Source organism: Hydrocarboniphaga sp., assembly GCF_965279055.1.
Classification (GTDB): Bacteria; Pseudomonadota; Gammaproteobacteria; order Nevskiales; family Nevskiaceae; genus Hydrocarboniphaga.
In genome coordinates this window covers 429,052-448,956 of the sequence record NZ_OZ257125.1, presented here as the reverse complement: position 1 = coordinate 448,956, position 19,905 = coordinate 429,052, and the positions used below count along the sequence as shown (strand labels likewise).

General features: G+C 66.1%; 19 protein-coding genes. 4 read left to right on the top strand and 15 right to left on the bottom strand.

The features are described from left to right. Positions 1-2,789: 2,789 nt before the first annotated feature. The 3 genes from recG to ACQZF9_RS02115 form a co-directional block, all read right to left on the bottom strand. Entirely contained in the window at positions 2,790-4,925 is a 2,136-nt protein-coding gene (recG, locus tag ACQZF9_RS02125; protein ID WP_428313501.1) for an ATP-dependent DNA helicase RecG, read from the bottom strand. A 141-nt stretch (positions 4,926-5,066) separates the two neighbouring features. Beyond that, positions 5,067-5,450 (bottom strand): RidA family protein, encoded by a 384-nt coding sequence (locus ACQZF9_RS02120; RefSeq protein WP_428311630.1) that lies wholly within the window; start codon positions 5,448-5,450, stop codon positions 5,067-5,069. Between the two features lie 11 nt (positions 5,451-5,461). Continuing rightward, positions 5,462-6,196 (bottom strand): TerC family protein, encoded by a 735-nt coding sequence (locus ACQZF9_RS02115; RefSeq protein WP_428311629.1) that lies wholly within the window; start codon positions 6,194-6,196, stop codon positions 5,462-5,464. A gap of 188 nt (positions 6,197-6,384) precedes the next feature. On the opposite strand from ACQZF9_RS02115, the gene ACQZF9_RS02110 reads away from it, so the two are divergent. Further along, positions 6,385-7,521, top strand: a complete 1,137-nt coding sequence (locus tag ACQZF9_RS02110; protein ID WP_428311628.1) for a glycosyltransferase family protein — start codon at positions 6,385-6,387, stop codon at positions 7,519-7,521. A gap of 69 nt (positions 7,522-7,590) precedes the next feature. On the opposite strand, the gene ACQZF9_RS02105 is transcribed toward ACQZF9_RS02110, so the two are convergent. Both ACQZF9_RS02105 and msrB read right to left on the bottom strand, forming a co-directional pair. Beyond that, positions 7,591-8,301 carry a type 1 glutamine amidotransferase gene (locus tag ACQZF9_RS02105; RefSeq protein ID WP_428311627.1) on the bottom strand — a complete coding sequence of 237 codons (711 nt, stop codon included), beginning with the start codon at positions 8,299-8,301 and terminating at the stop codon, positions 7,591-7,593. A 7-nt stretch (positions 8,302-8,308) separates the two neighbouring features. Beyond that, the gene (gene msrB / locus ACQZF9_RS02100) at positions 8,309-8,713 is read right to left on the bottom strand and encodes a peptide-methionine (R)-S-oxide reductase MsrB (RefSeq protein ID WP_428311626.1); all 405 of its coding nucleotides are present in this window, start codon (positions 8,711-8,713) and stop codon (positions 8,309-8,311) included. Positions 8,714-8,826: 113 nt separating this feature from the next. On the opposite strand from msrB, the gene ACQZF9_RS02095 reads away from it, so the two are divergent. Together ACQZF9_RS02095 and ACQZF9_RS02090 are read left to right on the top strand one after the other, a co-directional pair. Further along, positions 8,827-9,492, top strand: coding sequence for a lysoplasmalogenase (locus ACQZF9_RS02095; protein ID WP_428311625.1), 666 nt, complete (start codon positions 8,827-8,829; stop codon positions 9,490-9,492). A gap of 121 nt (positions 9,493-9,613) precedes the next feature. Then, positions 9,614-11,680 (top strand): M13 family metallopeptidase, encoded by a 2,067-nt coding sequence (locus tag ACQZF9_RS02090; protein WP_428313500.1) that lies wholly within the window; start codon positions 9,614-9,616, stop codon positions 11,678-11,680. 65 nt (positions 11,681-11,745) lie between these two features. Here the strand turns inward: ACQZF9_RS02090 and ACQZF9_RS02085 are convergent, their stop codons facing one another. Continuing rightward, a complete protein-coding gene (locus tag ACQZF9_RS02085; RefSeq protein WP_428311624.1) occupies positions 11,746-12,111 on the bottom strand; it encodes an MGMT family protein in 366 nt (121 codons plus the stop codon). Positions 12,112-12,576: 465 nt separating this feature from the next. Between ACQZF9_RS02085 and ACQZF9_RS02080 the strand changes: the two genes are divergently transcribed. After that, positions 12,577-13,860: a diguanylate cyclase domain-containing protein gene (locus ACQZF9_RS02080; protein ID WP_428311623.1), complete on the top strand. Its 1,284-nt coding sequence runs from the start codon at positions 12,577-12,579 to the stop codon at positions 13,858-13,860. Positions 13,861-13,868: 8 nt separating this feature from the next. Here ACQZF9_RS02080 and ACQZF9_RS02075 read toward each other — a convergent pair whose 3' ends face one another. The 9 genes from ACQZF9_RS02075 to ACQZF9_RS02035 form a co-directional block, all read right to left on the bottom strand. Beyond that, positions 13,869-14,345, bottom strand: a complete 477-nt coding sequence (locus tag ACQZF9_RS02075; RefSeq protein ID WP_428311622.1) for a hypothetical protein — start codon at positions 14,343-14,345, stop codon at positions 13,869-13,871. Between the two features lie 13 nt (positions 14,346-14,358). Then, positions 14,359-15,264, bottom strand: a complete 906-nt coding sequence (locus ACQZF9_RS02070) for a PhzF family phenazine biosynthesis protein (RefSeq protein ID WP_428311621.1) — start codon at positions 15,262-15,264, stop codon at positions 14,359-14,361. Next, on the bottom strand, positions 15,261-15,551 hold the full coding sequence (locus ACQZF9_RS02065; RefSeq protein ID WP_428311620.1) for a hypothetical protein: 291 nt from the start codon (positions 15,549-15,551) through the stop codon (positions 15,261-15,263). The genes ACQZF9_RS02070 and ACQZF9_RS02065 overlap by 4 nt, the downstream gene beginning before the upstream one ends. 114 nt (positions 15,552-15,665) lie before the next feature. Beyond that, positions 15,666-15,839, bottom strand: coding sequence for a hypothetical protein (locus ACQZF9_RS02060; protein ID WP_428311619.1), 174 nt, complete (start codon positions 15,837-15,839; stop codon positions 15,666-15,668). Between the two features lie 27 nt (positions 15,840-15,866). Beyond that, entirely contained in the window at positions 15,867-16,748 is an 882-nt protein-coding gene (locus ACQZF9_RS02055) for a crotonase/enoyl-CoA hydratase family protein (RefSeq protein WP_428311618.1), read from the bottom strand. A 53-nt stretch (positions 16,749-16,801) separates the two neighbouring features. Next, entirely contained in the window at positions 16,802-18,013 is a 1,212-nt protein-coding gene (locus ACQZF9_RS02050; protein ID WP_428313499.1) for a DUF4105 domain-containing protein, read from the bottom strand. A gap of 155 nt (positions 18,014-18,168) precedes the next feature. Further along, positions 18,169-19,023 (bottom strand): HlyC/CorC family transporter, encoded by an 855-nt coding sequence (locus tag ACQZF9_RS02045; RefSeq protein WP_428311617.1) that lies wholly within the window; start codon positions 19,021-19,023, stop codon positions 18,169-18,171. A gap of 20 nt (positions 19,024-19,043) precedes the next feature. Further along, the gene (gene ybeY / locus ACQZF9_RS02040) at positions 19,044-19,499 is read right to left on the bottom strand and encodes an rRNA maturation RNase YbeY (RefSeq protein WP_428311616.1); all 456 of its coding nucleotides are present in this window, start codon (positions 19,497-19,499) and stop codon (positions 19,044-19,046) included. Continuing rightward, the gene (locus ACQZF9_RS02035; protein ID WP_428311615.1) at positions 19,496-19,885 is read right to left on the bottom strand and encodes an endonuclease domain-containing protein; all 390 of its coding nucleotides are present in this window, start codon (positions 19,883-19,885) and stop codon (positions 19,496-19,498) included. Before ACQZF9_RS02035 ends, ybeY begins: the two co-directional genes overlap by 4 nt. Between the last annotated feature and the right edge of the window lie 20 nt (positions 19,886-19,905).

Here is a 19,905-nt window from a genome sequence, read left to right as displayed (position 1 = left end):
ACGGCAGCTTCAATCCCCCCAGCGGCTACCAGCCCGGCGACGGCTCCCGCTATTGGCAGCTGACGCAGACCGGCGCGCCCTACGGCTACGGATTGAAATGGAACTACAGCAACGTCGGCTTCACGCTGACCTCGCCGGCCAAGGACGTGCAGACCTTCGGGCATTGGTACCGCTACAACCAGGACCCGGTGCAGCCCTACCACTACGGCGGACACCACGGCTGGCACCTGACGACCTGGAACTGGCCGCAGGGGGTGTCGCTGTCGCTGGGCTATGTCGCCTCCGCCAACCCGAACTACAGCGACGACTTGCTGGCCTACGTGCAGAACTCGCTGGGGCGCCGGATCAACCTGGTCTTCGGCAGCAACCAGAGCGACTGGGACGCCTGCAACTTCCAGTCGGCGGACGACAACCTGGGCCACAGCACGACGTACGACTGCGCCAGCGCCACGACGACCCACCCGGTGAACGCCTACAACGTGACCAGCGAAGTCTCGAGGGTCACCTACGGACCGGGCAACTGCAACCTGGGCAGCTGGCCGGACCGCACGATCCGCCCGCGCTGCGCGCCCTACCTGACCGACACCTACAGCGCCTCGGACACCGTCAACGCCAAGGCGCACCTCACCTACGACGAAGTGGGCCGGGTATCGAAATACAAGGACGCCCAGGCGATCGAATACCCGGGCACGCGAAACGCAACCCTTTTCTACATCAGCGGCGGCACGCGCGGCGAGCGGGTGGACCCGGCGGGCAACAGCTACACGGTGTACTACGACCCGTGGACGCGAGCGACGAGCTTCACCGACGAACTGGGGCGCACGAGCACGGCGCAATACGACGGCCTGAACCGCGTGATCGAACGCGTCAGCCCCGGCGGTATCCAGACCGGCTTTCAATACGACTTCCGCGGGAGCGTGACGCAGCTCAGCCAGACGCCGAGCCAGCTGCTCACCCCGGTCGTGCCGGCGTCGCTGACGGTGAACGCGACCTATGATCCGGGCTGCGGCAAGATCAAGACGGTCACGGATGCGAAGGGCAAGCTGACCACCTGGACCTACAACGCGACGACCTGCCAGGTGAGCACGGTCGAGCAAGCCGCCGTCTTCGACGCCAAGAACAACCTGAGCAACATCAAGCCGACGACGCAATACTTCTACACATCCGCCGGCCTGATCGACTACCTGCTCGATCCGACGAACATCAAGGTCGACTACGACTACGACGGATCAGGCAACCGCACCGGCCGGCACGTCGACCCCGCCGGCCTCAACTTCACCACGACTTACGGCTACGACACCCGCGGCAACATCAGCAGCGTGACCGACGGCAGAAGCCACACCACCGCCTACACCTACGACGACTCGCGCCGGGTGTACCGCGTCACCGAACCGACGCCGACCTGCGGGCGAACGGACATTGTCTACACCGGCGGCCTGAAGACGGCGGTCAAGCGCGCCAAGGTCTGCAGCCCCAACCTCAACAACGCCGCGCACTGGCAGACCACGACCACGAGCTACACCGCCACCGACCAAGTGGACATCGTCACCGACCCCGACGGCTACACGACGGACACGAACTACGACGCCCTCGACCGTCCGCAGGACGTGATCCAGCAGATCGATTCGGGAGTAAGCCGGACGACGCGCACCAAATACGACGACGCAGGGCAGGTGATCAAGCTTTTCAAAGGCTTTGGCAGCACCGATCAGATCACGTATGCCACGTATACCTACACGCCGGATGGCCAGACCGCGACGGTGGCCGACGCCAACAGCAACCTCACCACGTACCTGTACGACGGCTACGGCCGGCTGTGGCGGAGCTGCTTCCCGGGCGCGACCCATTGCAGCACCACCCCCGGCGGCAGCGCGCTGTACGAGGAATACGGCTACGACGACAACGGCAACCTCACGAGCAAGCGCAACCGCAACGGCAAGACGATCAGCACGGCCTACGACGACCTGAACCGCGAAACCAGCCGCACCGTCCCGGCCAATGCCGCCGGCCACTACGCCCGAACCCTGACCACGAACTACGACCTGGCATCGAGGAAGTGGGACGTCACCGCCGACGGCCAGACGCTCAAGCACCGCTACGACAATGCGGGAAGGCTGAACCAGGTGCAGGACAGCCTGCTCAACGCGCTGGGCAGCACCGTCGGCAACGTCACGTACACGTACAACGCGGCGGGCAGCCGGGAGACGGTGACCGCCTACAGCCTGGGCAGCAGCTGGGCACCGACCTACACCTACGACAACGGCGAGCGGCTCGACACGATCACCAGCGGCGCGACCCCGCTGGCGGATTACGCCTACGACCCGCTGTCGAGAGTCGGCACGCTCTCCTACTTCGACGGCACCAGCACCGCCTATACCTACGAGAACGACGACGACCTGCAAAGCCTGACGCAGACCTACAGCGGTGGCAGCCTGGTCTACGGTTTCACGCACAACGGCGCGCACCAGATCACGACGCAGACGGTCAGCGACAACGCCTACGAATACAAACCCGCCACCCCGACCACGGCCTACACGCCCAATAGCCTGAACCAGTACGCCAATGTCGGCGGCACGACCTACAGCTACGACGCCAACGGCAACCTGACCAGCGACGGCAGCAACACCTACGAGTACGACGAAGAGAACCGGCTGAGGAAGGCCGGCACCAGCACTTACGCCTACGATCCGCTGGGAAGGCGGAGGAGCAAGACCGTCGGTGGCGTCACGACCTACTTCGTGTCGGACGGCGCCAACGAGGTGATGGACTTATCCAGCACCGGGCAGCGGCTACACCTGGCCGTATTTCTCGACGTCGCCGACCCAGCGCGCGATCAGCCGCTGCGCATCCAGCGGATAGCGCTCCAGCCAGTCGTCGGCGAGCTGCTGCAGCGGCGGGATCAGCGCCGAGTCGCGTACCGGCTCGGCGATCTTCAGGCCGATCACACCGGTCTGACGGCGGCCGAGGATTTCGCCGGGGCCGCGCAGCTCCAGGTCGGCCTGCGCGATCTTGAAGCCGTCGGTGGTCGAGCGCATCGTTTCGAGCCGGCTTTTCGCGGTGTTCGACAGCGGTACCTGGTACATCAGCACGCATTGGCTGGCAGTGGCGCCGCGGCCGACGCGGCCGCGCAGCTGGTGCAGTTGCGCCAGGCCGAGACGCTCGGCGTTTTCGATGACCATGATGCTGGCGTTGGGCACGTCGACGCCGACTTCGATCACCGTGGTCGCGACCAGCAACTGCGTCTCGCCGTTCTTGAACGCGTGCATCTGCGCGTCCTTTTCGTCGGACTTCAAACGCCCGTGAACCAGGCCGATGCGCAAATCCGGCAAATCGGCGCGCAGCTGTTCGGCCGTGGTTTCGGCGGCCTGCGCGTCGAGCTCGTCGGACTCCTCGATCAGCGTGCAGACCCAGTAAACCTGGCGGCCTGCACGCGCGGCTTCACCGATGCGAGCGAGCACGTCGTCGCGCTTGTTGTTGTTGACCACCACGGTCGCCACCGGCGTGCGGCCCGGCGGCAGCTCGTCGATCACCGACACGTCGAGATCCGCATACAGCGTCTGCGCCAGCGTGCGCGGGATCGGCGTCGCCGACATGATCATCTGGTGCGGCGAGGTTCCCTTGGGCCCCTTGTCGCGCAACGACAGGCGCTGCTGCACGCCGAAGCGGTGCTGCTCGTCGACGACGACCAGCGCAAGACGATCGAAGGCGACGCTGCTCTGAAACACCGCATGCGTGCCGACGACGATGGGCGCGGCGCCGCTTCCGACGCGAGCCAGCCGCCGTTCGCGCTCGCTCTTCTTCATCTTGCCGGCGAGGTATTCGACCTCGATGTCCAGCGGCGCGAACCAGCGCGACAGGTTGGCGTAGTGCTGCTCGGCGAGCAGCTCGGTCGGCGCCATCAGCGCGCTCTGATAACCGCCGCGTGCGGCGGCGAGCATCGCCGCTGCGGCCACCACCGTCTTGCCGCTGCCGACATCGCCCTGCACCAGCCGCAGCATCGGCCGACGCGCCGCAAGATCGACGCCGACTTCGGCTATCACGCGGCGCTGCGCCTGAGTGAAGCGGAACGGCAGCACCGCTTCGAGCGCGTCGGCGCTGCTATTCAAATCCGCGAGCTGCGGCGCCGGCCGCGTGCGAACCTGGCGACGCAGCAGGCGCATGCACAGCTGGTGCGCGAGCAGCTCCTCGCGGATCAGCCGCTGCTGCGCCGGATGGGTTCCTTCGACCAGCAAAGCGGTCTCGTCCGGGCCGCCGGGCGCATGCAGGCTGCGCAGCGCCGGCAGCGAATCCGGCGCCGGCAAGCCCGGCAATTGCGCGGCCAGATGCACGTCGGTCGCGGCGAGTTTCAAAGCGGCTTCGATCAGCCGGCGCAGCCGAGGCTGGGTGATGCCGGCGGTCAGCGGATAGATCGGCGTCAGCGCGTCGCTGATCTGGAACGCGGCGGTATCGTCGGCGACGCGATATTCGGGATGCACCATCTCCGGCCCCTGCGTACCGAAGCGCACCGCGCCGTAAGCCTGCACCCAGCGGCCCTTGACGAAGGCCGCCTGCTGGCTCGCATTGAAATGGAAGAAGCGCAACAGCAGGCCGCGGTCACCGTCGGCAATCACGACCCGCAGCTGGCGCCGGCCGGCATAACGCACGTCGGCAATCTCGACCCGCGCCCGCACCAGCGCGTCGGCGCCGTCCGTGAGGTCGGCCAGCGCGGTGACGTGGCTGCGGTCCTGGTAGCGCGTCGGCAGATGAAACAGCAGATCGCCGATCGTCTCCAGGCCCAGATTGCGTAGCACGCCGGCGAGCTGCGGGCCGGCGGCGGCCCAGTCGGCGAGACGCGTGCGCAGATCGACGCGATCGGGTGCGACCGGTTTCTGAGCGGGGGTTTTGGCGGCGCGTGTGACCAGAGCAGTGGTCCTGAAAACAAGCACTCAATCTTGAGTTCCCTCCCCCGCTTGCGGGGGGAGGGTCAGGGTGGGGGCGGACGTCGCGGAGCTAGGCTTCGGCCAGCAGACGCCCCCATCCCAACCTTCCCCCGCTGCGCAGGGGAAGGAGACCAGCAAAGTCAAAAGCTAGTCGATCACCAGCACCGCATCGGCCTCGACGCGCGCGCCCTTGGGCAAGGCGGCGACGCCGACCGCGGCTCGCGCCGGATACGGCTGGCTGAAGTATTTGCCCATGATCTCGTTGACCTTGGGGAAATGCGTCAGGTCGGTCAGATAGACATTGAGCTTGGCGACATGCGTCAGCGAGGCGCCGGCGGCTTCGGCCACCGCGGCCAGGTTCTTGAACACCTGGTGGATCTCGTCCTCGATCGTCGCGTTGACCAGCTGCATGGTCTTCGGGTCCAGCGGAATCTGGCCGGACAGGTAGACCGTGTTGCCGCAGGCCACCGCCTGCGAATACGTGCCGATCGCGGCGGGAGCGTTGTCGGTGTGGATGATGCGGCGGCTCATGGCGTCAGATGTCAGCTGGAAGGATGCTCAAGCTTGTGCCGCAGCCGCAGATTCAGCAACTCCACGCCGACCGAAAACGCCATCGCGACGTAGACATAGGCCTTGGGCACGTGGAAGTGCAGGCCCTCGACCATCAGTACCAGGCCGATCATGATCAGGAAGGCCAGCGCCAGCATCTTCACCGTCGGATGGCGGTCGACGAAGGCGGCGAGCGGGCCGGCGAAGAACATCATCGTCACGATCGCGATCGTGATCGCGGTGACCATCACCGGCAGGTTGCTGGTCATGCCGACCGCGGTGATCACCGAATCCAGCGAGAACACGATGTCCAGGATCATGATCTGCACGATCGCGGAGAAAAACGACGGCGCCCTGATCTTGGAGCCCGGCTCGCCGCTGGCGTGATGGCCGCTGAGCATTTCGACGATTTCTTTGGTCGCCTTGTACAGCAGGAAAGCGCCGCCGAAGAACAGCACCATGTCGCGGCCCGAGGCGCCGAAGCCGGCGACGGTGATCATCGGCTCGGTCAGGCCGGCCAGCCAGGCCAGCGAAAACAGCAGCGCCACGCGCGTGATCAGCGCGCCGGCCAGGCCCAGCGTGCGGGCGCGCGCCTGCTGCTCCTTGGGCAGCTTGCCGGCGATGATCGACAGAAAGATCACGTTGTCGATACCGAGCACGATTTCGAGCGCAGTCAGGGTCAGCAGCGCAGCCCACAGTTCGGGGTTGGCCAGGGCTTCTAGGGTCATGTTTTCAGGGGATGCGTGGGATCACGTACGGGGTGATCATAAGCTTTGAAACAACTTGTAACCAACTCCAAATGTAACTGCTTGTGAGACGGCCGGCACCGAATGTAACCAAAGCTTCTCGCAACGATCATCAAGCCGGCACCGAAGGCCACCAGACTGACATTGGGAAAATCAGACAGGAGCCGACCATGCGGATCGCTTACGGAGTCATGGGTTACGGACGCGGCCATGCGATGCGCAGCCTCAGCGTGCTGCCGGCGCTGATGCAGCAGCACGAGGTCACGGTGTTCACCGCCGGCGACGCCTACGACGTGCTGGCGCCGCTGTTCCCGACGGTGCGCATCCCGATGGTCGGCTATCGCTACAACGCGCGCGGCGGCCATTCGATCCCGCGCACGGTCAGCGAGAACGCCGGCCCGCTGGCCGATCTGCTGCTCGGCGGTCCCGGTATCGAGCAGGTCACGCGCGAGTTCAAGGATCGCGGCATCCAGCTGGTGATTTCCGACAGCGAGGCCTGGAGTCATCGAGCCGCCGCACAGCTGAAGCTGCCGCGGATCAGCTTTGACCACGTCGGCATCATCGCCTGGTGCAAGCCGCATTTCCCGGCCGACCTGTGGCTGGCCGGCATGCGCGACGCGATCGGTTATCGCGCGCTGATGGGCCAGCCGGACCGCACGCTGATTTCCAGCTTCTACCAGGCCGAGCCGCGCCAGAGCACGACGCGCATCGTCGGCCCGATGCTGCGCGACGAGGTGCTGCGCGCCAGCGCTGGCGGACGGCCGAAGTCCAAGGAATTCCTGCTCGCCTATTTCAACAAGGGCGAGCACCAGTACCAGGCGCACGTCGAGCGCGCTCTGCGCCTGCTCGACCAGCCGGTGATGGTCTACGGCACGCCGCGCCGCGGCCGCGAAGGCAACATCGAATATCGCGCACCGAGCAACGAGTGGTTCATCAACGATCTGGCGCAGTGCCGCGCGGTGATTTCCACCGCCGGCAACCAGCTGATCGGCGAGGCGATCCATTTCGGCAAGCCGATCCTGGCGCTGCCGGAGCAGGCCTTCGAGCAGCGCCTGAACGCCTGCATGATCGAGCGCATGGGTGTCGGCATGCGCGGCGACATCGCCACGCTGACGCCGAGCGACGTCGACCGCTTTCTCGGCAACGAAAACTGGTATCGCTCGCACATGGGCGAGCACGCGCGCGACGGCCGCAAGGATGCGATCGAGACCTTGCATCGCTTCATCGGCGAACTGGTGCGGCAGCCGTCGCGCAGTAAAGCGTCGCGTGGTGCACCGAAGCGGGCGACACGCGCCGTCGCCAGCTGAGCTTTTGTAGGAGCGGATCCTATCCGCGACTGAGACCGTCGAGAGCACAGTCGCGGATAGGATCCGCTCCTACACGACGCGGTTTAAATCCAACCAGCGATCCAGCAGCGAAACCAGCAGCCGATTCGCCGCTGCAAATTTCGCGATGTCCTGGCGCATCGCCCCCGCGGCCTGCACGAACGGCCCCGGCGCAGGATGCGTCTGGGGATGCTCCAGCCAGACGCGCACGCTGGCCGATGTGACTTCCGGATGGAACTGCAGGCAGACCACACGGCCGTCGTCGTACGAATACGCCTGCTGATCGCAGGCCGCGCTGTAGGCCAGCCGCGTCGCGCCGGCCGGCAAGTCGAACGCATCGCCATGCCAGTGAAAGAACGGCATCGACGAAGGCCATTCCGATAGCGCGTCGAAGCCGCGCCCGGCTTCGGTCAGCTGCACATCGAACCAGCCGACTTCGGTTTCGCGATTGCGGCCAACTGATCCGCCGAGCTGTTCGGCGATCAGCTGCGCGCCCAGACAGATGCCGAGCACGCGCTTGCCCGGATCGGCCAGCACCGCGCGCAAAAACGCTTTCTCGGCGACCAGCCACGGGTGCACGGCTTCTTCGTCGACATTCATCGCGCCGCCCATCACCAGCAACGCGTCGAACCCGCTCAGCGCCGGCAGCGGCCCGCCTTCATACAGGCCGGTCCGCGTGACCATATGGCCGCGCGCCGCGAGCCAGGGCGCGATGCAGCCGAGATCGTCCTCGGGCGCGTGCTGCAGCCAGTGCACGCGCACGCGGCGCTCAGCGTGAAACGAATTTCAGCGCGGCGGAGTTGATGCAGTAGCGCTCGCGCGTCGGCGGCGGGCCGTCCGGGAACACGTGGCCCAGGTGCGCATCGCAGCGCGCGCAGGTGACCTCGATGCGGCGCATGCCGTAGCTGTTGTCTTCGTGCATGGCCACCGGCGCGTCCTCGGCCGGGCGGAAGAAGCTCGGCCAGCCAGTGCCGGATTCGAACTTGGCGCGGCTGTCGAACAGCGCGGCGTCGCAGCAGACGCAGTGGAATACGCCGTCGCGATGGTCGTCCCAGAGCGCACCGGTGAACGCGCACTCGGTACCGCCGTGGCGCGTCACCTGGTACTGCTCGGGCGTCAGCTGGGCGCGCCACTCGGCGTCGGTCTTGACGATTTTTTCGATGGTCGCAGTCATGTCGGCGGGTCCTTGAGAATGTGCTGGCGGCTCGTATGGGGTTAGTCTGCCGCATGTTGGCGGCGTCCGACCAAGATCGAGCCCGCCAGCGCATTTTAAAGGGGAGTCAAACGATGCAGGACTTGCAGGGCGTCCATTTTCTGTGCGCGGCGGTGATCAGCGGCCTGCTCGCGATCGGCTGCGAAGTGATCGCCGAGCGCCGCGGCCGGCGGCCGGCGCTGTTCCTGCTGCTGAAGCCGCTGACCAGCCTGATGATCGCCGCCTCGCTGTACGCGTTTGCCGGCTATCGGCCCGACGCGCTGCTGGTCGCGGCATTCGCGTTCGCGATCCTCGGCGACATCGCGCTGATGTTCGACGGCGACAAGGCTTTTCTCGCCGGCCTCGGCAGCTTCTTCATCGCGCATGTGGCCTTCGTCGCCGAGTTCCTGACCGGCGTGTCCGGCTGGCAGGTGCCGCCGTGGACTGCGGTTTTCGTGGTCTACGCCGTGGTGCTGTTCGTCTGGCTACTGCCGAAAACCGGCCCCTTGAAGTTGCCGACACTGGCCTACGGCATCGTGCTGACCGCGATGGTGCTGGCCGCCGCTGCGGCGAACGCGGTCATGCCGGGCCGGGCGACGCAGCTCGCGCTGATCGGCGCGCTGCTGTTCGCGTTTTCCGATTCGGTGCTGGCGGTGCGCCAGTTCGTCGGGCCGTATCGCGGCGCGCAACCGCTGATCCTGGCCAGCTACTGGCTGGCGATCGGCCTGATCGCGATGTCGCGCTGGCCGGCGATCCCATAAGTTGCCCGAGCGGCCATTAGGGGAATTGCTCATTGGCCGGGCGCGGCCCGGTGCGCGACAATCCGCGGCTTGGAGCTGCGCCTTACCGGCGGCTCTGCCCCGATTGGAGATCCACTCAATGATGAAACACCTGATGGCCGGCGCCTGCTGCGCGCTGGCCCTTGCCGCCTGCGGCAAGAAACCGGAGTCGCCCCCCGCCGCTGCGCCCAGCGATGCCGCCGCCGCACCCGCTGCGCTCGGCTCCGGCATCGACAAGGCCAATTTCGACGCCGCGGTGCGTCCGCAGGACGACCTGTATCAGGCGATCGACGGCAGCTGGCTGAAGAACACGCAAATCCCGGCCGATCGCTCCAACTACGGTTCTTTCACCAAACTCGCCGACGACGCCGAAGCGCAGCTGCGCGTGATCATCGAAGAGCTGGCCGCCAAGAGCGGCAAGACGCCGGGCAGCATCGAGCAGAAAGTCGGCGACTTCTACGCCAGCTTCATGGACGAGGCGAAGATCGAGGAAGCCGGCGTCAAGCCGATCGCCGCCGAACTGGCGCGCGTCGACGCGCTGAAGGACAAGAAGGACCTCGCCGTGCTGATGGCCGAGCTGGCGCGCAGCGGCGTCGCCACGCCGCTGTATCCCTACGTGCATCAGGACGCCAAGGATTCCACGCAGTACGCCGGTGATTTCTACCAGGCCGGCCTGGGCCTGCCGGACCGCGACTACTACCTGATCGACGACGACAAGTTCAAAGGCATTCGCGCCGCGTATCTGGCACACGTGCAGAAGATGTTCGAACTCGCCGGGATCAACGACGGCGCCAAGGCCGCCAAGGACGTGCTGGCACTGGAAACGCAGATCGCCAAAGTGCAGTGGGACAAGGTCGAGAACCGCAATCCGGTCAAGACCTACAACCCGTTCGAGCCGGCCAAGCTGAGCACGCTGACCAGCGAAATCGACTGGGCCGCGTACCTGCCGGCGGTGGGCTACGGCTCGCTGAAGCAGGTGCTGGTGTCGCAGCCGACCTACGTCACCGGCCTGGGCAAGCTGATCAAGAGCACGCCGGTGGAAACCTGGCGCACCTACTTCAAGTGGCAGGTGCTGCATGCGCGCGCCGGCCTGCTCAACAAGGCCATCGTCGACGAGGACTTCGCGTTCAACTCCAAGACGCTCAACGGCGTGCAGGAAATCCGCCCGCGCTGGAAGCGCGGCGTCGACAGCATCGAAACCTCGATGGGCGAAGCGGTCGGTCAGGTTTATGTCGAACGTCACTTCCCGGCCGAGAGCAAGGCGCGCATCGAAGCCCTGGTCAAGAACCTGCTGAAAGCTTACGAGGGCGCGATCGGCAATCTCACCTGGATGAGCGAGGACACCAAGAAAGCGGCGCTGGTGAAGCTCAGCAAGTTCACTTACAAGATCGGCTATCCGAACAAGTGGCGCGACTATTCCAAGCTGGAAATCAGTGCCGGGGACGTGGTCGGCAACGCCACGCGCGCCGCGGCTTTCGAGTACGACCGCAATATCGCCAAGCTCGGCAAACCGATCGATCGCGACGAATGGGGCATGACGCCGCAGACGGTCAACGCCTACTACAACCCCGAGATGAACGAGATCGTGTTCCCGGCCGCGATCCTGCAGCCGCCGTTCTTCGATGCCAAGGCCGACGACGCGGTGAACTACGGCGGCATCGGCGCCGTGATCGGCCACGAAATCAGCCACGGCTTCGACGACCAGGGCGCGCAGTACGACGGCGACGGCAATCTGAAGAACTGGTGGTCCGAAGAGGACAACAAGAAGTTCAAGGCGCTCGGCGACGCGCTGGCCAAGCAGTACGACGCCTACGAACCGGTGAAGGGCTATTTCATCAACGGCCACTTCACGCTGGGCGAGAACATCGCCGATCTCGGCGGCCTGACCATCGCGCATGAGGCTTATCAGTTCTCCCTCAACGGCAAGGAAGGCCCGGTCATCGACGGGTTCACCGCCGACCAGCGCTTCTTCATGGGCTGGGCGCAGGTCTGGCGCCGCAAGTACCGCGACGAAAACCTGCTGACGCGCCTGAAGACCGACCCGCATTCGCCCAGCGAATATCGCTGCAACGGCGTCGTCGTCAACGTGCCGGCATTCTCCGACGCGTTCGCGGTCAAGGAAGGCGACAAGCTCTACCGCACGCCGGACCAGCGCATCAAGATCTGGTAAGCGGTCGCGTGATGTGAACAAAAAAGCCGGCGAAAGCCGGCTTTTTTGTGTGCCAGGCAATCATCTCAATCCACCACCGGCGCATCCGAGCGTCGCCAGCCGAAGCGCTTCATGTCGACCTTGCCGGCCTTGACGACGACGCCTTCTGCCTTGAGCCGACGCAACTGCTCGGCGCGGCCTTTCGATCCTTCCGGCAGCGCGATGCGACCACCCGCGGCGATCACGCGATACCAGGGCAGAGGCTCGCCATCAGCGGTTTCGCCCAGACTGCGCCCGACCAGCCGCGCGCGGCCCGGCAGGCCGGCCGCAGTGGCGACATCACCGTAAGTCGTGACGAATCCCGCGGGGATACGCCGCACCGCCTGATGGATGCGCGCGACGGCTTCAGCGCCTGTGGCGACAAGGGCTCCGGCGCGGCTCGGCGATGGCATTCGCGAGGTCTCTGTATGGCGATCGAAACATGATATCGACAGGCCAAAAAGACCGCGCTGAAGTTCAGGTTAAATTCATCGACCGCCGGCAGACTCACTTCGACACCGAAGCGCGGATTGGGGCGCCGAGGTATGCAACAACAGTCCAAGTTTACTGCGGCACGGTCCCCCACTCTCCCCTACCGTGTTGCAGCGAGGCGATCGAGCCCCCCACTCGGTCGCCTCAACCTTTTGTGGCGCCGGAAAATCTTGGGAGCGCCGTGAACCAGGAGTCAGGGCTCCGGGTTTCGCCTCTTCAACGGTCGATGTGGACCGACGTACGGCATTCAACATAGCGCCGGCGACGAAGGGCGCGGCCGAGCTGACCGACGGCCCCGGCTATGGCGATCGAGCCGGCGATTTTTTCCCGCTGCGAGCTGAAACTGCCGCCATTGAAGCCGCATTTTCGATCCGGGGAAGATCACGATGGGCCAGCCGCAAATAATCGATCAATCCGTTCTGGCCAGCGATGGCATCGGCAGCCTGTTGGCTTATATGGTCGCGGCGCTCGCCGGCTATGCCGCGGTACTGCTGGTGCAACGCGGCGAGCAGCATCGGCCCTGGCTGTGGCGCAGCCTCGCCGCGCTGTCACTGGGCGCCGGTATTGCCGATCTGCATGTCATCGGCCTGGCCGATCTGCCCGCGACCGCCGGCGACGCGCTCGGCATTGCGGACCTGCTGATTTCGCTGGGCGCCTGCCTGGCGCTCGGCGTCATCACCATCCATTTCGCCAGCCGCAAGCAGATCGGCGGCGGCGCCTCGGTTTTGCATTGCGTGATCGTCGGCCTGGGCCTGTGCCTGCTCGCCGACCACAGCCTTGAGGTCGTCAGCGGCGGCATCGTCTATAGCCCCGCGCGCATCATGCCGATCCTGGCGATTGCGCTGGCCGGCAGCGCGATCAGCCTGGCTATCCTGCGCGGCCTGCGCACGATGCCGGAACGTTCCATCCTGCCGCCGCGGCCGATGGCCGGCCTGTTCATCGGCGGCGTGCTGAGCCTGACCCAGTCCGGCGTGTTTCACGCCGCGCTGCTGCCAAAGGTCTCCGAGCCGGTGTCTCTGCTGCCGCTGTGGCTGCCGCTGGCGATGTCGGCACTGGTACTGACCGCGCTGGCGCTGCTGATCCAGGCCGCTCGCGACGGCCTGGTCGTCGCGGTCGAAGACAGCTCGGCGCAGCCGAGCTTGATCGAGCGCAGTCAGCTCGACGAATCGACGCGGCTGCCGCAGCGCGCGGCCTTCATGCGCCAGGCGCCGGCGCGGATCGCCCGTGCGGCCGACCTCGGATTGAAAATGGAGCTGATCCGCTGCGTGGTTCACGGCCAGGGCGTGCTCGACGCACAGATCGTCGAACGTGTCGCCCGGACGCTGGCGCAGCGCCTGGGCACGCTACAGCGCAGCGCTGATCTGCTCGCACGTCACGACCACTTCGAATTCGTGCTGCTGCGCCTGCGCGAGTCCGGCGAAGCGCGTAGCAGCGTCGCCGAGCTGTTGCCGGCGCTGTGCGCGCCGATGACGGATGTCGCCAACGGCGCGCGTCTGCCGATGACGGTTCAGGCCGGCATCGCCGAATTCCCGCGCGACGGCGCCGACATCCGCAACCTGCTGCTGGTGGCGGCGCAGCATTCTCAGAGCGCGGCAATCGCAGAAGCGGTAACCGCTGCGGAACAGCAGCCGGAACTCGCCGGTTCGACGCCGCGTCACGCCGCCGCGTGAGTGCCGCTTTAGTTCGGTGACAGCACGCGGCAATGATCCGGCGTCAGAGCGTAACGCTCGTGGCCGAGTTCTTCGCTGCCGCGTAGCACGGTAAACGCGAGCGTCTTTTTCAGCGCCGTAGTCGGCACCAGATACCGCACGCCGGTATCGGCATACAGCGCCGGCGGCTGCGCGGCGATGTCGTCGAAGCGCAGCGCAGGATCGGCACCGGCCTGCAGCCGCAGCTCGATGCTCGCCGGCTCGTTCATCGCCGGCACCGGCCGGATCTGCACCGTGTAGCGCGGCCGGCGCACGATGTATTCGCTCGGCACCTGCTGGCGCAACAGGCAGCTGTCGAGTTCGCCGTAATGCACCTGCACGCCCTCGTCGTCGCCGGTTTCCAGCGCAACCGTGGTGCGCTGGTAGAACTTGGGCGCGCAGGCACTGGCGGACAGCGCCAGCAGCAATACCAGATGAAAGCGAAGCAGCGGTTTGAAGAAAGTCATCGCGGGTACTCGCTCACAGCAACAGACGGCCGCACGCGACGCGCACGGCATAACCGCCGACGCGCACCGCCGTGATTCGGCCCTCGCGCTTGTCGGCTTGAATTTCGATCAGGCTGGGGCGCTGCATCTCCACGCCCTGGTGGATGCTCCAGCTCAGCGTGGCGTCGCCTTGCTGCGCACGATCGGCCAGATGCCCGCACAGCGCCGCTGCAGCCGAGCCTGTCGCCGGATCTTCGCCGACACCGAGGTCGGGCGCGTACATGCGCGCGCGCAAGGTATCCGGCTCGGCATCGCGGCAATACAGGTAGAAGGCTGTCGACCACCGATGCTCGCCGAGCCGGTCCAGCAGCGCCGGCTTCAGACGCGAGCGGCGCAGCGCCTCGAGCGAGCGCAGCGGCACCAGGTTGTAGGGCACCCCGCAGGACGCGCCGCGCGGTGCGTCCTGCGCGATTTCGATGTCGTCCGGACTCAGGCTCAGCAGCGCCGCGAGTTCGTCTATACCGGCAAGCGCCGGTGCGAAGCTCGGCAGCACTGCGGTGCTGAGCTGCGCGTGCGCCGCGCGGCCGGCAGCGCGACGGATACGCACCGGCACCGGCCCGACTTCTTCTTCGAGTACGACGTCGATCTGCTCGCCGCTGCCGAACACGCCGAGTTCGGCCAGCAGGCAGGCGCTGCCGACGGTCGGATGCCCGGCGAACGGCAGCTCGTGCGACGGCGTGAAGATGCGCACGCGCGCATCGGCGCCGCCGCGCGGCTGCAGCACGAACACGGTTTCGGACAGATTGAATTCACGCGCGATGTCCTGCATGCGCTCGCTGCTCAGTGCGTCGGCCTGCATCACCACGGCCAGCGGATTGCCGGCCAGGCGTTGCTCGGTGAACACGTCGAGCACGTGGTAGTCGAGATCTTCCCCGCTCACTGGAACTTGCCACCGCTGATGCGCTGCTGCTCGTCGAGTTCGGCAAAATAACGGCTGCGATCCATGCGCAGCTCGCGCGTGGCGATATCGCCGGGCAGCACCAGCAGCACGGCCGGATAGCGCTTGCGGAAGTCCTGCGGCGTCGGCTTGCCGGCGATGAAGGCGTCGAAGGACGGCACATCGTCAACGCTGGCGGCTTGGGTCACGGGAGCCTCGGCTTCGGGCGCGGCGGTGGGCGTGCAGGCAGTGATGGCGAGCAGCAGGGACAGGCTGAGGGTAAGGCGCATTGGATTTCCCGGTGCAAACAAACAACCCTCTCCCGTCGCTTACGCGACACCCTCTCCCGCACGCGGGAGAGGGGACAATCTGTTGCGCCTCCCGCAGGGCCGGGAGAGGGGCCTTCAGTGAACCTTGCGCGACTTGCCGGCCAGGCGCTCGGCGTCCTTGTTGCCCTTGGCGCGGCTCATGTCCGCGCGCAGCTTCTGCTTGCCGGGCTGGGAGCCGGCCTTCTTCGCTGCCAGCGCTTCTTTCAGCAGCTCGGCGGCGGACTTCTTCTCTTTGGGCTCGTCACTCATGCGCCCATGGTAAGGCCTGAGCGCCTTCTAGCTCCACCAGGGGTAGAACGGCGGCATCTCGGAGGCCTTGCTGGCGTAGGCCGGATCGCGCTTTTCCAGGAAGGAGCGCACGCCCTCCTTGCCGTCCTGCTGGCTGGTGTAGAACACCGACAAGGTGTCGATGCGATGCGCCTCGATCGGGTGCGGCTGGGCGCTGTTGCGCCACATCATCTGCCGCGCCAGCGCGACTGCCACCGGCGAGCGGTTGCGGGTGAACTTGCGCGCCAGATCAAGGGCCGCATCCAGCAGCGCCTCAGGCGCGTGTACCGAGCGGATCAGGCCGCCGCGCTGGCCCTCGGCGGCGTCGAAAATCTCGCCCGAATAAACCCATTCCAGCGCCTGGCTCATGCCGACCAGGCGCGGCAGGAACCAGGTCGAGCAGGCTTCCGGGACAATGCCGATCTTGCCGAAGACGAAGCCGATGCGCGCTTTTTCGGAGGCGATGCGCACGTCCATCGCCAGGGTCATGGTCGCACCGATGCCGACCGCGGCGCCGTTGATCGCGGCGATCACCGGCTTCTTGCACTCGTAGATCGCCAGCGTCACGCGGCCGCCGGTGTCGCGCACGCCGTCGAGGATTTGCGGGTCGTCGAGGCGCGTGTGCAGATCGCCGAGCGTCGGCGTCAGCGTCTCGTCAAGGCCGAACACATTGCCCGGCTTGGTCAGGTCCATGCCGGCGCAGAACGCGCGGCCGGCGCCGGTCACGACGATCGCGCGCACGCTGTCGTCATCGCTGGCGCGATTGAACGCGGCAATCAGCTCGTGGCACATCTCGACCGTGAACGAGTTCAGCGCTTCCGGCCGGTTCAAGGTCAAGGTCAGGATGCCGTCGGCATCGACTTTCCAGTCCAGCGTGTTGTAGTGGCTCATACAGTTCTCCTGTCGAAATATTCTCTCCCCCGCCTGCAGGGGAAGGAGAAAGCTCAGTGGCTCCAGATCGGCGGCGAGACATGCGCGGCGCGCAGCAGGCCACTCATCACCAGCAGGCTCGGCAGCATCAATGCGATCCACGCCAAGTTGTCCTGCTGCGCGATCGGCAACAGTTTCAGAATCAGGGTCGAGGCTGCCAGCACAGTGACCAGCTGCATCAGCCGCCGCGCGAACGTGCCCGGATACCAGCCGCCGCGCGCGGCGCCGACCCAGACCGGAATCAGCAGCAGCAACAGCGGGTCCAGCAGCAGCAGGTTCTGATTCGCCCACATGCCCCAATGCGCGGTGAACGCCCAGGCGGCGGCCAGCACCAGGCCGGCGAGGCCGCCGACCACGCAGATCGCCGTGGTCAACAGCGCGAACAGCAGGCGCGCGGTGGCGAAACGCCGCAGCGCGCGCAGCAGCAGCAACAGCGCCGCCAGGGCGAGGCCGGCGATGGCGAACGGCAGCAGCAGCGGCTCGGCGTTGACGCTGGCCGGCGCGGTGTCGGGCCGCGACAGATAGCCTTCGCTGCTGACCAGCGGATGCGAGCCGCCGGCGGCGTCGTCGACGCGCAGCCCGCGCACCGCCTGCATCAAGGTCAGCGGCAGAAAGCTCTGCTGCCATACATTCAATGGCCGATCGACGCTGGGGCCCAGGCCCAGATCCATGCCGATCATCAAGGCCGGCTCCGGCGCCATCAGGCGCATCACTTCGGAGCGGTAGGTCACCGTCGTCGGCTGCGACTCGAGCTGCGTCTGCAGCGCGCCGCCCAGCACCTGGTTCAGCGCGTCGCGCACGCGCGTCGAGCAATTGTTGGCGAAGTAGTCGTAGCGATATTCGACGTTTTCCGGCCGCATGTTCTCGACCAGATAAGTCGTCAGCTCACGGCGCTGATCCAGGCTCAGCGCGAGCTGCTGCTCGTAGACCCAGCGGCCTTCTTCGGCATACTGGCGCAGCGTGCGATCCAGCGGCTCGACGTCGAGCCGATACAGCATCGCGCCGCGCGCAAAGTTCAGAAAAAAATTCTTCTGGCGGAAGTCGAAAATGCCGTAGTTGAACACCGCGGTGCGGCCATCGGCGGCGCGCAACAGGATCGCGTTGTGGGCAAAACGCTGCCAATAGATATCGCCGGGGGCGAAGGTCAGCAGGCTGGCCTGGGGCGGGTCTTCGAGGGTCTGGGCATGCGCTAGCGAGGAGAACAGCACCGCCATGATCAGTAGCACCAAGCCCAGCCAATACTTCCCCTCTCCCGCGTGCGGGAGAGGGCGGCCCGAAGGGCCGGGAGAGGGGCTTTTCTGCGGGAGCGCAAGCCCTCTCCCGTCGCTGCGCGACACCCTCTCCCGCACGCGGGACAGGGGAAAGCCAACGGCGCCCATGTCTATTCCGACGACAGCGTGACTTGCAGCTGCTGCACGCGGCGGCTGTCGGCGCGCTGCACGTTGAAGCTGAACTTGTCGATCTTGACGCTCTCGCCGCGCTTGGGCATGTGGCCGAAGCGATGCACCACCAGCCCGCCGATCGTGTCGAAATCCTCGGTCGGAAGCGAGGTGCCGAAGTAGCTGTTGAACTCGTCGACCGTGGCCAAGCCGTTGACCAGGTAGCGGCGCTCGTCCTGCTTCAGGATCGGCGCGGCTTCGGCGTCGTCGTACTCGTCGTCGATCTCGCCGACGATCAGTTCGAGCACGTCCTCGATCGTCACCAGGCCGCCGACACCGCCGTACTCGTCGACGACGATCGCCATGTGGCTGCGGCCGCGCTTGAAATCCTTCAGCAGGATGTTGACGCGCTTGGACTCGGGCACGAACACCGCCGGACGCAGGCCGCGCATCAGGTCGAAGGTGCTCGGGTCGAAGCCCGGAATGCTCGGCGAAAAGCGCAGCAGGTCTTTCGCCAGCAAGATGCCGAGCACTTCGTCGCGGCTGTCGCCGATCACCGGAAAGCGCGAGTGGCCGGACTCGACCACCACCGGCAGCAACTCGTCGAGCGTCCAGTCGCGCTCGACGACGACCATCTGCGAGCGCGGCACCATGATGTCGCGCACCTGCAACTCGTCGGTGCCGAGCACGCCCAGGAACATCGCCAGCGCGTCGGCGTCCATCAGCTCGGACTCGCGCGCCTCCTTCAGGAACTCCAGCAGATCCTCGCGGCTGCGCGGGCCGCCGGCCAGCCGATGCGCCGCACGACGCCACCAGCGGCTGAAATGGGTGTCGCTACTCTCGCCTTCTTCGCTCATCGTTCTTTTGGGCTCGCGGATCAGGCGTCGCCGTGTTCGACCTCGTAGGGATCGGGGAAGCCAAGACCGGCCAGGATCAGGCGCTCGCGGCGCTCCATCTCCTCGGCTTCAGCATCGACCTCGTGATCGTACCCTAGAAGATGCAGGCAGCCATGCACCACCATGTGCGCCCAGTGCGCCCGCGACTCCTTGCGCTGCTCTTTGGCCTCGGCCTCGACCACATCGGCACAGATGACGATATCGCCGAGCACGGCGACGTCGAAGGTCTCGCCGTCGTAGGGAAAAGACAGCACGTTGGTGGGCTTGTCCTTGTGCCGGTAGCGCAAATTCAGATCGTGACTTTCGGCGGCATCGACGACGCGGATGGTCAGGTCACCGGCCACTGCGCCGAGCGCGGCCGTGGCCCAGACGCGCATCGTCGCGGCGGACGGAATGCCGGCGGCGGGGACGCGGCGCTGGACTTGGATTTCGCTCATGGCTGGCTTCTGCTCCCCTCTCCCGCAAGCGGGAGAGGGGTTGGGGGAGAGGGCCGGTCCGCAAAGGCGGCAAGACGGATGACCTCAAGCACCGCGTCGATGTCACGCAGGACGTCGTCGTTCCAGAAACGCAGCACGGTCAGCCCCTGCTGACGCATCCAGCCATCCCGTCGCTGATCACGCTCTCGTTGACTGGCGTTGTGCTGGCCGCCGTCGAGTTCGACGACTAGGCCGACTTCGGAGCAGATGAAATCGACGATATACCGGCCTACCGGCTTTTGTCGTTTGAATTTCAATCCCAGAAAACGATGCGCGCGCAAGCGAAACCAGATGGCCGACTCGGCATCGGTCTGGCTGCTGCGCAGTTGCTTCGCATGTCGTTGCACGGTGCGATCGATGTGCGGCG

What these genes read in the sequence shown, in the direction of transcription:
- ACQZF9_RS02120 (WP_428311630.1), bottom strand. Translation starts at nt 5,450, where the DNA reads ATGAGCCGCCGCATCATCCACACCGACAACGCTCCCGCCGCGATCGGC.
- ACQZF9_RS02115 (WP_428311629.1), bottom strand. Translation starts at nt 6,196, where the DNA reads ATGACCCTAGAAGCCCTGGCCAACCCCGAACTGTGGGCTGCGCTGCTG.
- ACQZF9_RS02110 (WP_428311628.1), top strand. Translation starts at nt 6,385, where the DNA reads ATGCGGATCGCTTACGGAGTCATGGGTTACGGACGCGGCCATGCGATG.
- msrB (WP_428311626.1), bottom strand. Translation starts at nt 8,713, where the DNA reads ATGACTGCGACCATCGAAAAAATCGTCAAGACCGACGCCGAGTGGCGC.
- ACQZF9_RS02095 (WP_428311625.1), top strand. Translation starts at nt 8,827, where the DNA reads ATGCAGGACTTGCAGGGCGTCCATTTTCTGTGCGCGGCGGTGATCAGC.
- ACQZF9_RS02090 (WP_428313500.1), top strand. Translation starts at nt 9,614, where the DNA reads ATGAAACACCTGATGGCCGGCGCCTGCTGCGCGCTGGCCCTTGCCGCC.
- ACQZF9_RS02085 (WP_428311624.1), bottom strand. Translation starts at nt 12,111, where the DNA reads ATGCCATCGCCGAGCCGCGCCGGAGCCCTTGTCGCCACAGGCGCTGAA.
- ACQZF9_RS02080 (WP_428311623.1), top strand. Translation starts at nt 12,577, where the DNA reads ATGGGCCAGCCGCAAATAATCGATCAATCCGTTCTGGCCAGCGATGGC.
- ACQZF9_RS02075 (WP_428311622.1), bottom strand. Translation starts at nt 14,345, where the DNA reads ATGACTTTCTTCAAACCGCTGCTTCGCTTTCATCTGGTATTGCTGCTG.
- ACQZF9_RS02065 (WP_428311620.1), bottom strand. Translation starts at nt 15,551, where the DNA reads ATGCGCCTTACCCTCAGCCTGTCCCTGCTGCTCGCCATCACTGCCTGC.
- ACQZF9_RS02060 (WP_428311619.1), bottom strand. Translation starts at nt 15,839, where the DNA reads ATGAGTGACGAGCCCAAAGAGAAGAAGTCCGCCGCCGAGCTGCTGAAA.
- ACQZF9_RS02055 (WP_428311618.1), bottom strand. Translation starts at nt 16,748, where the DNA reads ATGAGCCACTACAACACGCTGGACTGGAAAGTCGATGCCGACGGCATC.
- ACQZF9_RS02045 (WP_428311617.1), bottom strand. Translation starts at nt 19,023, where the DNA reads ATGAGCGAAGAAGGCGAGAGTAGCGACACCCATTTCAGCCGCTGGTGG.
- ybeY (WP_428311616.1), bottom strand. Translation starts at nt 19,499, where the DNA reads ATGAGCGAAATCCAAGTCCAGCGCCGCGTCCCCGCCGCCGGCATTCCG.